General features: G+C 60.5%; 14 protein-coding genes and 1 pseudogene. 8 read left to right on the top strand and 7 right to left on the bottom strand.

The window, feature by feature from the left end; translation table 11 throughout:
- Positions 1-28: 28 nt before the first annotated feature.
- From CV770_RS17570 to CV770_RS17580, 3 genes are all read right to left on the bottom strand, one after another.
- A complete protein-coding gene (locus CV770_RS17570; protein ID WP_104463196.1) occupies positions 29-760 on the bottom strand; it encodes a haloacid dehalogenase type II in 732 nt (243 codons plus the stop codon).
- A gap of 168 nt (positions 761-928) precedes the next feature.
- Positions 929-1,453: a hypothetical protein gene (locus tag CV770_RS17575; RefSeq protein WP_146101300.1), complete on the bottom strand. Its 525-nt coding sequence runs from the start codon at positions 1,451-1,453 to the stop codon at positions 929-931.
- Positions 1,454-1,668: 215 nt separating this feature from the next.
- A complete protein-coding gene (locus CV770_RS17580; RefSeq protein WP_104463198.1) occupies positions 1,669-2,592 on the bottom strand; it encodes a LysR family transcriptional regulator in 924 nt (307 codons plus the stop codon).
- A 108-nt stretch (positions 2,593-2,700) separates the two neighbouring features.
- On the opposite strand from CV770_RS17580, the gene CV770_RS17585 reads away from it, so the two are divergent.
- Positions 2,701-3,402 carry an alpha/beta fold hydrolase gene (locus tag CV770_RS17585; protein WP_104463199.1) on the top strand — a complete coding sequence of 234 codons (702 nt, stop codon included), beginning with the start codon at positions 2,701-2,703 and terminating at the stop codon, positions 3,400-3,402.
- Between the two features lie 125 nt (positions 3,403-3,527).
- A complete protein-coding gene (locus CV770_RS17590) occupies positions 3,528-4,229 on the top strand; it encodes an alpha/beta fold hydrolase (RefSeq protein ID WP_091965982.1) in 702 nt (233 codons plus the stop codon).
- Positions 4,230-4,417: 188 nt separating this feature from the next.
- Here CV770_RS17590 and CV770_RS17595 read toward each other — a convergent pair.
- Positions 4,418-4,546 (bottom strand): annotated as a pseudogene (locus tag CV770_RS17595) (haloacid dehalogenase type II); the annotation flags it as partial.
- 223 nt (positions 4,547-4,769) lie between these two features.
- On the opposite strand from CV770_RS17595, the gene CV770_RS17600 reads away from it, so the two are divergent.
- Positions 4,770-6,533, top strand: a complete 1,764-nt coding sequence (locus CV770_RS17600) for a caspase family protein (RefSeq protein ID WP_104463200.1) — start codon at positions 4,770-4,772, stop codon at positions 6,531-6,533.
- Positions 6,534-6,996: 463 nt separating this feature from the next.
- Here the strand turns inward: CV770_RS17600 and CV770_RS17605 are convergent, their stop codons facing one another.
- Complete coding sequence (locus tag CV770_RS17605; protein ID WP_201759906.1) at positions 6,997-7,368, bottom strand: winged helix-turn-helix transcriptional regulator; 372 nt, start codon at positions 7,366-7,368, stop codon at positions 6,997-6,999.
- A 148-nt stretch (positions 7,369-7,516) separates the two neighbouring features.
- Between CV770_RS17605 and CV770_RS17610 the strand changes: the two genes are divergently transcribed.
- Complete coding sequence (locus CV770_RS17610) at positions 7,517-8,251, top strand: SDR family NAD(P)-dependent oxidoreductase (protein WP_165637802.1); 735 nt, start codon at positions 7,517-7,519, stop codon at positions 8,249-8,251.
- 61 nt (positions 8,252-8,312) lie between these two features.
- On the opposite strand, the gene CV770_RS17615 is transcribed toward CV770_RS17610, so the two are convergent.
- The gene (locus tag CV770_RS17615; RefSeq protein WP_018321552.1) at positions 8,313-9,197 is read right to left on the bottom strand and encodes a 4-hydroxyphenyl-beta-ketoacyl-CoA hydrolase; all 885 of its coding nucleotides are present in this window, start codon (positions 9,195-9,197) and stop codon (positions 8,313-8,315) included.
- A 310-nt stretch (positions 9,198-9,507) separates the two neighbouring features.
- Here CV770_RS17615 and ykgO point away from each other — a divergent pair, with 310 nt between their 5' ends.
- From ykgO to CV770_RS17630, 3 genes are all read left to right on the top strand, one after another.
- The gene (gene ykgO, locus CV770_RS17620) at positions 9,508-9,633 is read left to right on the top strand and encodes a type B 50S ribosomal protein L36 (RefSeq protein ID WP_006611362.1); all 126 of its coding nucleotides are present in this window, start codon (positions 9,508-9,510) and stop codon (positions 9,631-9,633) included.
- A gap of 107 nt (positions 9,634-9,740) precedes the next feature.
- A complete protein-coding gene (locus CV770_RS17625) occupies positions 9,741-10,373 on the top strand; it encodes a tetratricopeptide repeat protein (protein WP_104463201.1) in 633 nt (210 codons plus the stop codon).
- A 140-nt stretch (positions 10,374-10,513) separates the two neighbouring features.
- A complete protein-coding gene (locus CV770_RS17630) occupies positions 10,514-10,774 on the top strand; it encodes a hypothetical protein (protein WP_104463202.1) in 261 nt (86 codons plus the stop codon).
- Positions 10,775-10,886: 112 nt separating this feature from the next.
- On the opposite strand, the gene CV770_RS17635 is transcribed toward CV770_RS17630, so the two are convergent.
- Positions 10,887-11,069, bottom strand: coding sequence for a hypothetical protein (locus tag CV770_RS17635; protein WP_038947516.1), 183 nt, complete (start codon positions 11,067-11,069; stop codon positions 10,887-10,889).
- Positions 11,070-11,412: 343 nt separating this feature from the next.
- On the opposite strand from CV770_RS17635, the gene CV770_RS17640 reads away from it, so the two are divergent.
- Positions 11,413-12,369: an alpha/beta fold hydrolase gene (locus tag CV770_RS17640; RefSeq protein WP_201759904.1), complete on the top strand. Its 957-nt coding sequence runs from the start codon at positions 11,413-11,415 to the stop codon at positions 12,367-12,369.
- Positions 12,370-13,319: the final 950 nt, after the last annotated feature.

The raw sequence follows: 13,319 nt of genomic DNA on the forward strand, positions 1-13,319 counted from the left end.
TTCCAGACTCACGGGCGGGCGGCGATGCCTAAGCAATCCCTGGCAGCTCGGAGAGCGCCCGGACACGATGATCCGGCGCAAAGCCAAGCTCGTCCATCTGGGTGCGGATCGCCTTGAACATGGTCAGCGGTGCCACGAGTTCGTTCTCGACGCAAGCCAGCGCCATCGCCTCCGGCGTCACCCGCTCGATCCAGGCGACGTTCAGCCCGAACGCTTTCGCGCCCGCCACGTCCCAGGGGTTGGAGGACACGAACAGAGTCTCGCTCGGTGCGGTGCCGAGCACTTCCCCGATCAGCATGTAGGCCTCCGGGCTCGGCTTGAAGATCTTCTTGGCATCGACGCTGATGGTGGCATCGAGCAGACGATCGAGGCCGGAATTGCGCACCAGTGCATTCAGCATGTCCGGGCTGCCGTTGGAGAGGATGGCGAGCTTTCGCGGCTTGAGCGCTGCGAGCGCGCTCGTCGAATCGGGATAGAGATCGAGGTTCAGATATTTCTCGATCACGCGCTCGAACGCCTCGCTCTCATAGGCCAGCCCGAGCACGCGCAGCGTATAGGCCAGCGAGTCGCGCGTGATCGCGGCAAAATCCTGGTAGCGCCGCATCAGCGAGCGCAGCCAGGTGTATTCGAGCTGCTTGATGCGCCAGACCTGCGTGATGATCTCGCCATAGCCCGGAAACGTGTCCTCGGTGACCTCTGCGACTGATTGAATGTCGTAGAGCGTTCCGTAGGCGTCGAAGACGACGGCTTTGGTGGGCATTGGGTGTCCTTTCGGGCCGTTGTGGTCACAGGATCCTCTGGGGATGTGCTCGTGTCGTCAACTTACCAGCGTTCAGCGGAAGTTTGCGACTTTGAGGGTAATCGGTGGCTCTCGACCCCATAGCGGACTCCATTCCTTGTGAGCGGTAGATTGAATGAACGCGGCCTCTCAGCGTGCTACAGGCGTCTCGCGGACAATCCTGCCGTTGCGGTCGGCATAAACCAGTCTGCCGCTAACGAGGTGAATGGAGGATATTGGGGCATAGGCCGACCCAGGGTCGCGCTCGGCCACGAAATCATCAACCAGACGGAACGTCCCCCCTGCCAGCTTTTCGAGAACGAAATAGCGTTCCTTCGCGACTTGCGGGATTTCCATGAATCGGACGGCAAACTCTCGTCCGGCGGCGACAACGTTTTCACCGCTTGCCATGCCGTAGCCCGGAAATTTGATATTGATGAGTTGATGCGCGGCGTCATGCCAATCCGCGAAATCCGGGCCAACCTGCGCATCTGTCATCAGCTTCTCAACGCGCGGAATCTCCGAAGCTCCAAGGTTGGCCGGATCGTTCTTGTAGTCGTCGTAATCGACGTACTTCTTTGACAGTCGGATCTTCTCGCCGCGGTAATCTATCTCATCGGTGCCGATCGCCTCAACATAGGCCCTGCGTCCGAGCGCCACGGCGCCCACCGACACCAGGAGAACACCTAAAACGACGATTAACCTTCTGAACCGTATCAAAGTGCAATTCTCCAAGCCGCCCCTTTAATTCAGTAGTTCGTAGGATGGGTTGAGCACTTGCGAAACCCATCGCCTGACGGTCGGCGCCATGCAATCATCGGTGCGGTCTGATTGAGGGAACGAAGTCTGATGGACTTCGCAAGAGTTCAACCCAGCCTGCCGACCGCCAATTATTGAACTTCGGCATAGCGGATGATGCTCTGATTCTGAACGCTTGCGATCAATTCATCTGCGCGAGACAAAAGCCGTTGAAGCAACGGAGAGGAATTTCTCTGATTGAACCCCAGGGCTAAATCGACCGTTGGCGTTCCTCCCTCGAGCGCTCTGGCAACAACGTTGGGTGCCAGCATATTCTGCGCATAGAGGGGAACAAGACTAATTCCGCCTGTGGACGCTACGAGCGACATCGCCGACGATATATTCTCGCCTTCGTACTTTGCCTTGAGCGTGATCCCAATCTTGGATGCATAATCATCAATGGCGGCTTGCAGCACCGGAGAGGTTCTTGCCGAACTGACGTAAATTTCCCGGGCGAGATCTTGCGGCCGAATCCTTTTGCGAGAGGCCAAACGATGGTCAGCCGGAAGCACAGCAATCAAGGGCTCCTTCGCCAGCATCTTGAAGATTAGACCCGCGCTCTCCTTCTCAGGTCGAAGGAAGGCGACATCCAACTTTCCTCGCATCAACGCGAGCGTGAGTTCCGGGGAGGATTGAGTGCAGAGCGTGACTTCGACCTCGGGTGCTTCTTCGCGGAGGATCCGCAACAGATGGGGTAGCCACATGACCTCCAATCCAACCAGGAATCCCATGGAAAGCGCGGGTCGTTGCGGTTCGGCCGTCCGCCGGGCACCATCAGTCGCCGCCTCGACTTGCAAGAGCGCTAGCCGAGCGTGATCGAGAAACACTCTTCCTGCGGCTGTCAGCGTCACGCCGCGGGCCTGGCGCTCCAATAGCTGTACGCCAACCTCGTTTTCCAGATCGCGAACCTGTCGACTCAAAGACGGCTGCGATGTGTTCAGCCGCCGCTGGGCAGCAGTCAAAAAGCTGCCTTCCTCCGCCACGGCAACGAAATAGCGCAAATGCCGAAGTTCCATTCGCCCTCGTATATCTTTGAGGCATAGCTCCGAGCGTAAAGGTCTTAGTCATCAACAGAAGGGGGATTTAGCTTCGCGCAGTTTCAAACCATTAAGGGACAAGGAAGAATGTCGACAACCTCCAAGCCTAGCATCGTGTTCTGTCACGGCCTCTGGGCCGACGGCTCCTGCTTCAGCAAGGTCATCCCCGCTTTGCAGGCCGACGGTCACGAGGTGATCGCCGTCCAATACGGGCTCAATAATTATGCGGATGACGTGGCGACCGTGAAGCGCACGCTGGGACGGGTCAGCAGCCCCTCAATCCTTGTCGGTCACTCGTATGGAGGAGCCACCATCACGGGCGCGGGGACCGACGGCCGCGTCGCTGGCCTGGTTTATATCGCTGCCGTCGTTCCGGATGTGCATGAGACCGTACAGAGCGAGCTCAACAAATACCCCACGGAGATATTCTCCCATATCGAGGTCGCGGGCGGACGGGTCTGGATCAAGCCGGAAGGCGTCAAGTACTTCGCGGGAGACCTTCCCGAGCACGAGCAGAAGCTGGTGTGGGCGACCCACTACCCGCCGGCCGCCGACCTGCTCGAGCAGCAAAATCTCGATGAAGTCGCCTGGAAGTCCAAGCCGAACTGGTACATCCTCGCCCGAAAGGACCAGACCGTGCATCCCGATCTTCAGCGTTTTCTGGCGAAGCGCATGAATGCGATCACCGTCGAGACCGACAGCAGCCATGTCACCATGCTCTCGCAGCCTGACGTGGTCATCGAGGTCATTCGCAAGGCTGCAAGGCGGTCAGTCGAAATGAATAAATGACACTTCGCTCGCGAAGGGGACCCCGTTTAAGGCGTCTCCGTTCTGCCGATTCGGGTGATCTTGAAAGACGTCGCTGCGTCTTTCGACAGTATTTGGGGTGCAATCGCGACTCTTAAGGAGTGCCCATGTCCACCACATCGAAGCCAACAATCGTCTTTTGTCACGGTATTTGGGCTGATGGCTCGTGCTTCAGCAAGGTCATTCCTGCGTTGCAGGCGGATGGCCACGAGGTCATTGCCGTCCAATATGGTTTGGACTCCTATGAAGAAGACCTTGCGACGGTGAAGCGCACGCTCAACCGCGTTGGCAGCCCGGTCCTCCTCGTCGGCCATTCCTATGGCGGAGCGACCATCACGGGCGCCGGCACCGATGATCGCGTGGTTGGCCTCGTCTACATCGCAGCGGTTGCGCCCGATGCGGGCGAGACCGTGCAAGACCAGCTCAACAAATTCCCGTCGGACATTTTCTCACGTGTCGAGGTCGCAGACGGTCGTGCCTGGATGCTGCCGAACGGCACCGAGTTTTTCGCCGGCGACCTTTCCGAGGCTGAGCAGAAACTGGTATGGGCCACCCATTATGCGCCCGTCGCCGATCTGTTCCAGCAGCAGAAGCTTAGCGCTGGCAAGGTTGCGTGGAGATTGAAGCCGAGCTGGTACATCCTGGCTACTGATGACCACACCGTGCATCCCGACTTGCAACGCTGGGTCTCGAAGCGCATGGGCGCGACGGTCACGGAGGTGGCGAGCAGCCACGTGCCGATGCTCTCCCGGCCCGACGTTGTGATCGATGTCATTCGCAAGGCGGCAGCCGCCGTTCAAAAAGGCTGATCGAAGTCGGCGTTGGTATGGACGAAGCCGTCGTAGGGCGGCTTCACTCCTCTGTTCGCGACAGTTCGTAGGATGGGTTGAGCTCTTGCGAAACCAGCGCCCGACGGCCGAAGCCAAGCAATCGTTGGTGCGATCTGATTGAGAGAACCAAGTTTGATGGGTTTCGCAAGAGCTCAACCCATCCTACGCTGCTTGATGCGCCAGACCTGCGTGATGATCTCGCCGTATCCCGGAAACGCGTCCTCGGTAATCTCCGCGACCGACTGGATGTCATAGAGCGTCCCGTAAGCGTCGAAGACGACGGCTTTGATGCTCATTGGGTGTCCTTCCGGGATCGTTGTGAGCACAAGAACTCGGCTTGGGGGAGTACGCGTTGTCGTCAGCTTACCAAAGCACAGCGGAAGTTTGCCACTGCAGGCATGATCGGTGGCCTGTGATCTAAAGGGGGCATGGCATCGAAGTGTGATAAACATCACAGAGCCAATGCTTGCCTTTCATCAGGCTCGACGTAGGCTGCGCACAATTTGATCGGGGCCTGCAATGGGCGCTCTTCGCTGGTTTTCATTGTTCTTTTTCATCTGGCTGACCTGCGGTTCGGCGCATGCCGAGCGCCGCGTGGCGCTGGTGATCGGTAACTCGGCTTATGAAAAGGTCGCGCGGCTCGGCAATCCCTCCAGCGACGCAGCACTCGTGGCGGAAACCTTGAAGGCTGCCGGCTTCGATCTTGTCGACCTGCGTCATGACCTAAAAGTAGCTGATATGAGGCGGGCGCTGCGGGACTTTATCGAGCAGTCCCGCGATGCCGAGGTTGCGGTCGTTTACTATGCAGGTCATGGCATCGAGGTTGATGGGGTCAATTATCTCATCCCGATCGATGCTGTCCTCGAACGTGACACTGACATTTATGACGAGGCAATGTCGCTGGATCGGGTGTTAGTAGCGATCGAGCCTGCGAAAAAGTTGCGGCTGGTGGTTCTTGACGCATGCCGTGACAGCCCGTTCTCGAAGGTGATGAAGCGGACCCTCGCTTCCAGGGCGATTGGGCGCGGCCTCGCAAAGGTAGAACCGTCAAGTCCCAACACCCTGATTGCCTTCGCATCAAAGGCAGGTTCAACAGCGCTGGATGGTGATGGCAAGAATAGTCCGTTCACGGCGGCGATGGTTCACCACGTTACAAAGCCAGGCCTGGATCTGCGGAAGGCTTTTGGTTACGTCCGCGACGAAGTCTTGAAGTCTACCGCCAATAGGCAAGAGCCATATCTCTACGGCTCACTTGGAGGCGATGATCTTTCGCTTGTCCCGGCAGCGGCGGCGCCGTCACCAACAGGACCGCAGGCGGATCCTCAGACGGCGATCCGAAGGGACTACGAGCTGGCGCTGCAACTCGGCACCCACGATGGCTGGGAAGCTTTTCTGTCTCAATATCCAGATGGCTTCTATGCCAACCTTGCGAGAGCGCACGCGAAAAAAATCGCCGCAGAAGAGGCGCGGGCAGCTGCCGCTGAAAAGGCGAGGCTAGCGGAGCAGGAGAGGGTTCGACTTGCCGCAGAAGGTGCAAGACAGTTCGAGATAGAAAAAGCAGCTGCGGCTGCCAAGGCTGCTGAAGAGGCCCGCATCGCTGCCGAGAAGGTCAAGCAGATCGAGCATGACAAGGCTGCTGCCGCTGAAAGAGCTCGTCTGACAGCCCAGGAGAACGCGGCACGGGAACTCGCAATTCGAGAGAAGGCCTCGCGAGAAAAGAACCAGCAAGTCGCTGCTCTACCACCTCCCGTCGAGACGGAGCAGATCAGCGCCGATACAGCTCGCGCGCTGCAAGCCGAGCTACGTCGCGTGGGATGCAATGTAGGCGTTGTAGACGGCGTTTGGGGTGAGCCCTCGCAGAAAGCCCTCGACCTCTTCAACAAGCACGCGGGCATGAAACTGAATGTGAGCGTCGCCACTACCGACGCGCTCGACGCTGTCAAAAACAAGGGCGGGCGAATATGTCCGCTGATTTGCGAGAACGGCTACCGCGCAGAGGGGGACCGCTGCACGAAAATCAGCTGCCGCAAGGGCCACGTCCTGAACGACGAGAATGAGTGCGAGAAGAAGGGAGCATCGCCTGAAGCAAAGAAAAAGCCAGAGATGCAGCACCGCGAAGTAAGACCCTCTTCGTCCTCCGCCGTCACGCGCGCTGATGCGGCTCTATCTAACGGCACCTATCAGAAATGCATGGGCCCCATCACGGGATGTTATGCAAGGGCTGTTCAGCAGATGGACCCGCAGAGAGCCAAAATCTGGTGCAGTCGGCAGCCGACGTGCTGAATCACCAAGGCGGAGAAAAATGAAAGTTGCTTGTGGTTGGGCTGTTGTCGGCGCAGTCGCGTTTTGAACTTGCATCAGCTCAAATGGATGGAGACGTTCCACGGTCGAGGCGCAAGGCGTATGCTCTCAATAATCGATTTGCTTTCTTTCCGAGCCAATTCTTAGGTAAACTCTGACTTTACGCTGAATCGAGGGGGCGGTTGATGTCGAGGATTTTTCCAGTTCTTTTGATTGTGATGTGTTCGCTGGTGTTTGCGGTCGAAGCGAGGGCTCAGGTGCACAGTCCATCAGCCAAGATGAGCTCTGACAACGGACAATGTCCCACCGGAAGTTGCGCCATGGACGGTTCGGCTTTTGCAAAACACCGCAAATATTGTTCGCCAGCCAACTGTCTAAACAACCGTTTTAATAGGAAGCAGACGCAGAGGTAGAGTTTGCATGGTGTTCGATGCAACCATTCAAGCTAGACGGTCGGCTGACGTCCTCGCCGCGTCCAGGTCGCTCGCTCGGCGAAGACCTGGCTGACTTCTGCCATGTGCTCGGTGCCCCACGTGCAGAGCGGCACGAGAGCCTGGGCCAGGCTGTGACCCAACGGGGTGAGGCTGTAGTCGACCCGCGGCGGCACTTCCTTGTAGTCGGTCCGCTTCACGAGCCCGTCGGCCTCCAGCTCCTTCAACTGCTGGATCAGCACCTTGTCGCTGACGTCGCGGATGGCGCGCCGGAGCTCGCCGTAGCGGGTCGGGCCGTCCTGGGCGACGAAGTACAGGATCAGCGGCTTCCACTTGCCGGAGACGACGCGCAGGGTTGCATCTAACCCGCAGGTGAAGCCGGGCAAAGTCGGCGTGCAGCTCTGGACCGGTGTTGGAGCCTGTGCAGGCGGGAAAGTCGTGTCTGACATTTTTTGGGCACTTACCAAAAGGTGCATACTTGTCGATAGGTGGGTACGCCGCCAGCTCAGTGCAACCTCAGTGAAGGAGCACATCATGAGCAGACTACAAGGCAAGACGGCAGTGGTGACCGGCGGCGGTACCGGCATCGGATTTGGAGCGGCGAAACGGTTCATCGACGAAGGCGCGTTCGTCTACATCTTCGGCCGGCGGCAGGAGCAGCTCGACGCCGCCGTGGCGAAGCTCGGATCCTCGGCGCGAGCCGTCAGGGGCTCGGTGACGGATCTGGCCGATCTCGACCGGCTCTATGAGACGGTGAAGAAAGAACGAGGCGGGCTCGACATTCTCTTCGCCAATGCCGGCACGGGGTTGTTCGCCCCGCTCGGCGAGATCACGGTCGAGCATTACGATCATATCTTCGACGTCAATGTGAAGGGGCTGGTCTTCACGGTACAGAAAGCCCTGCCGCTGATGACGAAGGGATCGTCGATCATCCTGACCGGGTCGAGCACGGGCGTGATGGGGACGCCGCAGTTCAGCATCTACAGCGCGACCAAGGCCGCGATCCGCAATCTGGCGCGGAGCTGGGCGCTGGACCTGCGCGGCACCGGCATCCGCGTCAATGTGCTGTCGCCCGGGCCGACCAAGACGGAGCTGGCACTGGAGATCGTCGGCGAGGAAGCGTTCGATGCGCTCGGAAGTGCCACGCCCATCGGGCGCGTCGGCGATCCCTCCGAGACAGGCGCGGTGGCTGCCTTCCTGGCATCCTCGGACAGCAGCTTCATGACGGGCGGCGAGGTCTTCGTCGATGGCGGCCTGGCGCAGGTCTGACGTTTCGAGCATGAGGGCTTCGGTCACCCGAAGCCCTCGATGCGCGGCGCTGAGAAGCGCTTCAGATCCCCAGCAGCTTGCGCGCGTTCGCCTTCAGCACCTTCGGCCGGATCTCGTCGCGGATCTCGATCTTGGCGAAGTCCGACAGCCAGCGGTCCGGTGTGATCACCGGCCAGTCCGAGCCGAACAGCATCTTGTCCTGCAGGATCGAGTTGATGTAGCGCACCAGGATCGGCGGGAAGTACTTCGGCGACCAGCCGGAGAGGTCGATGTAAACGTTCGGCTTGTGGGTCGCGACCGACAGCGCCTCTTCCTGCCAGGGGAAGGAGGGGTGGGCGAGGATGATCTTGAGGTCGGGGAAATCAGCCGCGACGTCGTCCATGTACATCGGGTTGGAATATTTCAGCCGCATCCCCATGCCGCCGGGCATGCCCGAGCCGACGCCGGTCTGGCCAGTGTGGAAGAGCGCGACCGCGCCGCCATTGTTGATCTCTTCGTAGAGCGGATAGGCCATGCGGTCATTGGCGTAGAAGCCCTGCATGGTCGGGTGGAATTTGAAGCCGCGCACGCCGTATTCCTCGATCAGCTTGCGCGCTTCGCGTGCGCCGAGCTTGCCCTTGTGCGGGTCGATCGAGACGAAGGGAATGAGGACGTCGAGATGGTCGGAGGCGGCCTCGATCATCTCGTAATTGTTGTAGCGGCGGAAGCCGGTCTCGCGCTCGGCGTCGACCGGGAAGATCACAGCGGCGATGTTCTTGGAGCGGTAGTAGGCCGCGGTCTCCGGCACCGTCGGCGGATGCTTGTTCGGCGACTTGAAATACTCCGCCATCTGCGCCTGGAAATCGTCATAGCCATCGTCAGGGTGGCAGCCGCAGGGCTCCTCGGCGTGGGTGTGGATGTCGATGGCGACGACATCGTCGATATTGGGCAGCTTCAGCTTCGGCATGGGTTTCCTCCCGACGGGTTGCCGAATTGATTATATGATATAACGAATTTGGCAAGGTATCGTCGAAAGGTCTGTTCCCCCTTGCGATAAATCGGGCCGATCCGGCCGCTTTGACGGTGCATGGGGTTGTTTTCGCGAATTTGCCGGTTCGGAACGGGCCAGTTAACATTGACATGACCTCCCGCCATGCCTTAAGAACCGCCCCGTCCCGGGCGGTCGTCCGCCGGCGGGAAAAATCTCATTTTGCCACATTCGCGCGTGCCGAAACGGTAGTGCCGAACACGGCCTTTCGAACGTTCAGGATTCCGCCATGAAGGTCCGTAACTCGCTGAAATCGCTGCGCGGTCGCCATCGCGCCAACCGCCTGGTCCGCCGCAAGGGCCGGGTCTATGTGATCAACAAGGTGCAGCGCCGCTTCAAGGCTCGCCAGGGCTGATATTGCCCTGCCGGACGCCCGCACGCGCCCCGCAAGACCACGGTCTCACACGAGTTTGACGCCGCCTTTGCTTTGCAAGGGCGGCTTTGCGCGTTTAGACTTTGACCATGGCAGTGAGATTCCTCTTCGCGCGCACCTTGTGTCTGGCCCTTGTGCTGGGAACCTCCGGCCTTGCTGCGGCCCTGGCACAGCAGGTTGAGCCGCCCGGAAAGCAGAAGAAGCTCCCGGAGGCGCCGGCCAAGCTGCCCAAGGTCGATCGCACCAAGAATCTCGAATTCCTGTTCGGCGCGTTGAAGGCGGCGCCCGACGAGGCCAGCGCCAAGCATGTCGAGGCGCGGATCTGGGCGATCTGGCTGCAGACCCCGAGCGACACGGCGTCCTTGCTGATGTCGCGGGCGAAGACCGCAGTCGATGCGAAGAAGATCGATGTCGCGATCAAGCTCTTGGATTCGGTCATCAAGCTCAGGCCCGACTACATCGAGGCCTGGAACCGCCGCGCCACGCTCCATTACATGCAGAACGACTATGGTCGTTCGCTCGCCGATATCCAGCAGGTGCTGATCCGGGAGCCGCGCCATTTCGGCGCGCTCGCAGGCCTCGGCATGATCATGCAGGAGGTCGGCGACGAGAAGCGCGCGCTCGAGGCCTATCGCAAGGCGCTCGCCGTCAATCCGCATCTCGAAAAGATTCCCGACCAGGTCAAGGCGTTGACCGAGAAGGTCGAGGGACGGGATATCTAGCGCACGATCCGGACGCGGATAGTTTGATCATCTTCCGAGTGATGGCCGCCTGCGCCGATTAACCACGATCGGAAGCGCGGCATCGTGAGGACTATTGCCGGCGCCGCCGCAGGCCTACCTGCATGGCAGGAGCAAAAGCCATGAAGCGTTTGATTTTTGCAGGTGTGTTGCTGCTTGCGTCGGGGACGGTGAGCTTCGCCGACGGACTGTTCTGGGTGGTCGGCAATCGCGCCACCGGAAAGTGCAACATCGTGACCAGCAATCCCGTGATCATCGGCGATATCTGGTTCGGCGACGGTCCCTACAAGTCGAGGGCCGATGCCAAGCTTGCCCGTTCGACGATCCGCGCCTGTCCCGCACTTACGCCGGACGAGGAAAAGGACGAGGACGGAGCGAACTAGTCTGCGTGCCAAGCATGATCCGGACCCGAAGGGCCACGTTGGCGAAAAGTGTGCAGCGGTTTTCCGACAAGATCATGCTCGATAGAGAGCCTAAAGTGCGGTCCACCGCACTTTAGTGCAGGGCGTTGCCGCCGCGCTCGACCAGGCCGTGATCGGCGGCTGCGGCGTAAGCCTTTGCAAGCTCCGATTCCAGATGCTCGTTGATCAGCAGCAGCGCCCGCACGGCACCGCGCAGGTCGCCGTTGCAGCTCGCCACGATCTCGTCGATCGCAGTGTCGTTCGATCTGAAGCTCATCGAAAATCCTCCGGTTCAAATCAGGACAAATCCTGCCGGTCTTTCCCGCATCCCCTGAGGTTGCCCTGGGGCCTGCGAGGAGGATCGGCGCCCACCCGCGCCTAGATGGCGGAACCGACCATGGCGATTATATGGAGGCCGCGATGACGGCCCCATGAAGCTGTTCCGAGGCTTGCGTGTCCTCCTGGAATATTGTTGATTCTATTGAGTTTTCACGTTCTTCAATTATGCACATATCCACAGCCCCGGCAGTTTCGGCGCAAATCCGGAAAGCCGGCGAAGCGAAACTGCCACCCGTAACGCCCGTAACTGCCCTGTGCCCAGGATCACCCGGATTCTCTCCATGATCGTGATGTTAGTCGTGACGGCGCTGGTTCTGCTGGCGCTGGTCACGCAGGCTGGAATCGTCGCCGTGCAGCGCGCCTTTCCGCCGCAGGGCGGGATGGTCGAGGTCGACGGCGCAACGCTTCACGTCGTCGATATCGGTCCGCGCGATGCAGGCCTGCCGATCGTGATGCTGCACGGCGCCAGCTCCAATCTCGAAGCGATGCGGCGCCCGCTCGGCGACCTGCTCGCCAAAGACCATCGCGTCATCCTGGTCGACCGTCCCGGCCATGGCTGGAGCACGCGCGCACGGCGCCAGGATTCCACGCCGCAGATCCAGGCGCGGATGATCGACGAGGCGCTTGGCAAGCTCGGGGTCGAGCGTGCTGTCTTCGTCGTCCATTCCTGGAGCGGCGCGCTCGGCGCGCGGATTGCGCTCGATCATCCCGGCCGCGTCGCCGGCCTGGTCATGCTCGCTCCCGTCACCCATCCCTGGCGCGGCGGTGTCGGCCGTTACAATGAGTTCATCGCAACGCCGGTGATCGGTCCGCTGCTCGCCTACACGATCACCCTGCCGCTCGGCTACTTTCTGGCCGAGCCCGGCGCGCGCAACGTGTTCCTGCCGCAGATGATGCCGGATGGATTCGTGCAGGATTCCGCGACGCCGCTGCTGCTGCGCCCGCGCGAGTTCATCGCCAATGCCTATGATCTGGTGACGTTGAAGGAGGCGGTGACTGCGCAAGCCGCGCGCTATGGCGAGATCTCGGCGCCGGTCACGATCATCGCCGGAGAGCCCGACAAGACGGTGAAGACCAACATCCACGCGCGCCCGTTCGCAGCCATGGTGCCGAATGCGAAGCTGATCGTGCTGCCCGAGCTCGGCCACATGGTGCAGAATGCCGTGCCGGAGCTCGTGAAGGCGGAAATCGAGACGATGATCGGGAAAATCGCCCCGGCGCAGGCGGCTGCCGATTAGAGCGAAGCTCCCGTAGCCCGGATGGAGCGAAGCGCAATCCGGGGCGGCTCGCCCGCATCTCGCACTGTCCCGGATTACGCTGGCGCTCCATCCGGGCTACGCGACCGAGCCTGTGTCGCGCCCTGTCAATCCACGCTCGCAAAAATATTCCACTTTACCGAAATTCGGTTTCGGCGTATGTGTCGTCCATCCCGGCTCACCAAGAGGGGCGATCATGTGTCGTCACCATCGGGAGCCGGGCTTGCGGTGGACGCGGCAGCGTCGGCACGAGAGGCGCGGGCAGGGCGGGTAGTCCCTGTGAGCCCGTAACCGCGTGCGGACGACGGCGCTGCCAGGCTTCGTCTCGTCTGTAAGTTTCCGGCTTCGTCGACGGAGTCAGGGAAAACTGCGGCGAAATGGCGGGCCGTGCGTACGGCAAAACCGTGTGGTCCTGGCCGTCGTTGCTACGGTCAAGTCCTTGCGAAGGTGCGAGCGAGCCCAACCGGGCAGACTGCATCATCCAAATTCGCGGGGCGAGGGAGGCCAGAAGGAATGGTCGGCTCCCGGGAGATCACGGCATAAGCCGTCCAACCACTGCGCAGGGAAGGCCGAGTGATCGGCACCACCTGTATGCTGCTGTGCGGTTCTTTCTGCGTGTGCATTTCGCGCAGCGGACCGCGGGTGCGAGCCGGCACCCGGCCTTCCCTGCGCCCTCTTGGATGAGAGGGGCGAACGATGAAGCAAAGCTCGGGCGAATGAAGCCGCGAGGCTGCAAAGCCGTGTGTGCAGCCACACACGCGCTGTCATCGCCCGGCTTGACCGGGCGATCCAGTATTCCAGAGGCGCTTGTGATTGAATCGAGAGGCCGCGGCGTACTGGATTCCCCGCCTTCGCGGGGAATGACAGTGGAGGTTGGAGAACGCAGATGCCGCCTCATACTCCGTCATTGCGAGGAGCCCTTGCGACGAAGC

Origin of the sequence: Bradyrhizobium sp. AC87j1, assembly GCF_002936975.1 — a bacterium.
GTDB lineage: Bacteria > Pseudomonadota > Alphaproteobacteria > Rhizobiales > Xanthobacteraceae > Bradyrhizobium > Bradyrhizobium shewense.

Coding starts and splice junctions, on each gene's coding strand:
- CV770_RS17570 (WP_104463196.1), bottom strand. CDS start 760: ATGCCCACCAAAGCCGTCGTCTTCGACGCCTACGGAACGCTCTACGAC.
- CV770_RS17580 (WP_104463198.1), bottom strand. CDS start 2,592: ATGGAACTTCGGCATTTGCGCTATTTCGTTGCCGTGGCGGAGGAAGGC.
- CV770_RS17585 (WP_104463199.1), top strand. CDS start 2,701: ATGTCGACAACCTCCAAGCCTAGCATCGTGTTCTGTCACGGCCTCTGG.
- CV770_RS17590 (WP_091965982.1), top strand. CDS start 3,528: ATGTCCACCACATCGAAGCCAACAATCGTCTTTTGTCACGGTATTTGG.
- CV770_RS17600 (WP_104463200.1), top strand. CDS start 4,770: ATGGGCGCTCTTCGCTGGTTTTCATTGTTCTTTTTCATCTGGCTGACC.
- CV770_RS17610 (WP_165637802.1), top strand. CDS start 7,517: ATGAGCAGACTACAAGGCAAGACGGCAGTGGTGACCGGCGGCGGTACC.
- CV770_RS17615 (WP_018321552.1), bottom strand. CDS start 9,197: ATGCCGAAGCTGAAGCTGCCCAATATCGACGATGTCGTCGCCATCGAC.
- ykgO (WP_006611362.1), top strand. CDS start 9,508: ATGAAGGTCCGTAACTCGCTGAAATCGCTGCGCGGTCGCCATCGCGCC.
- CV770_RS17625 (WP_104463201.1), top strand. CDS start 9,741: ATGGCAGTGAGATTCCTCTTCGCGCGCACCTTGTGTCTGGCCCTTGTG.
- CV770_RS17630 (WP_104463202.1), top strand. CDS start 10,514: ATGAAGCGTTTGATTTTTGCAGGTGTGTTGCTGCTTGCGTCGGGGACG.
- CV770_RS17635 (WP_038947516.1), bottom strand. CDS start 11,069: ATGAGCTTCAGATCGAACGACACTGCGATCGACGAGATCGTGGCGAGC.
- CV770_RS17640 (WP_201759904.1), top strand. CDS start 11,413: ATGATCGTGATGTTAGTCGTGACGGCGCTGGTTCTGCTGGCGCTGGTC.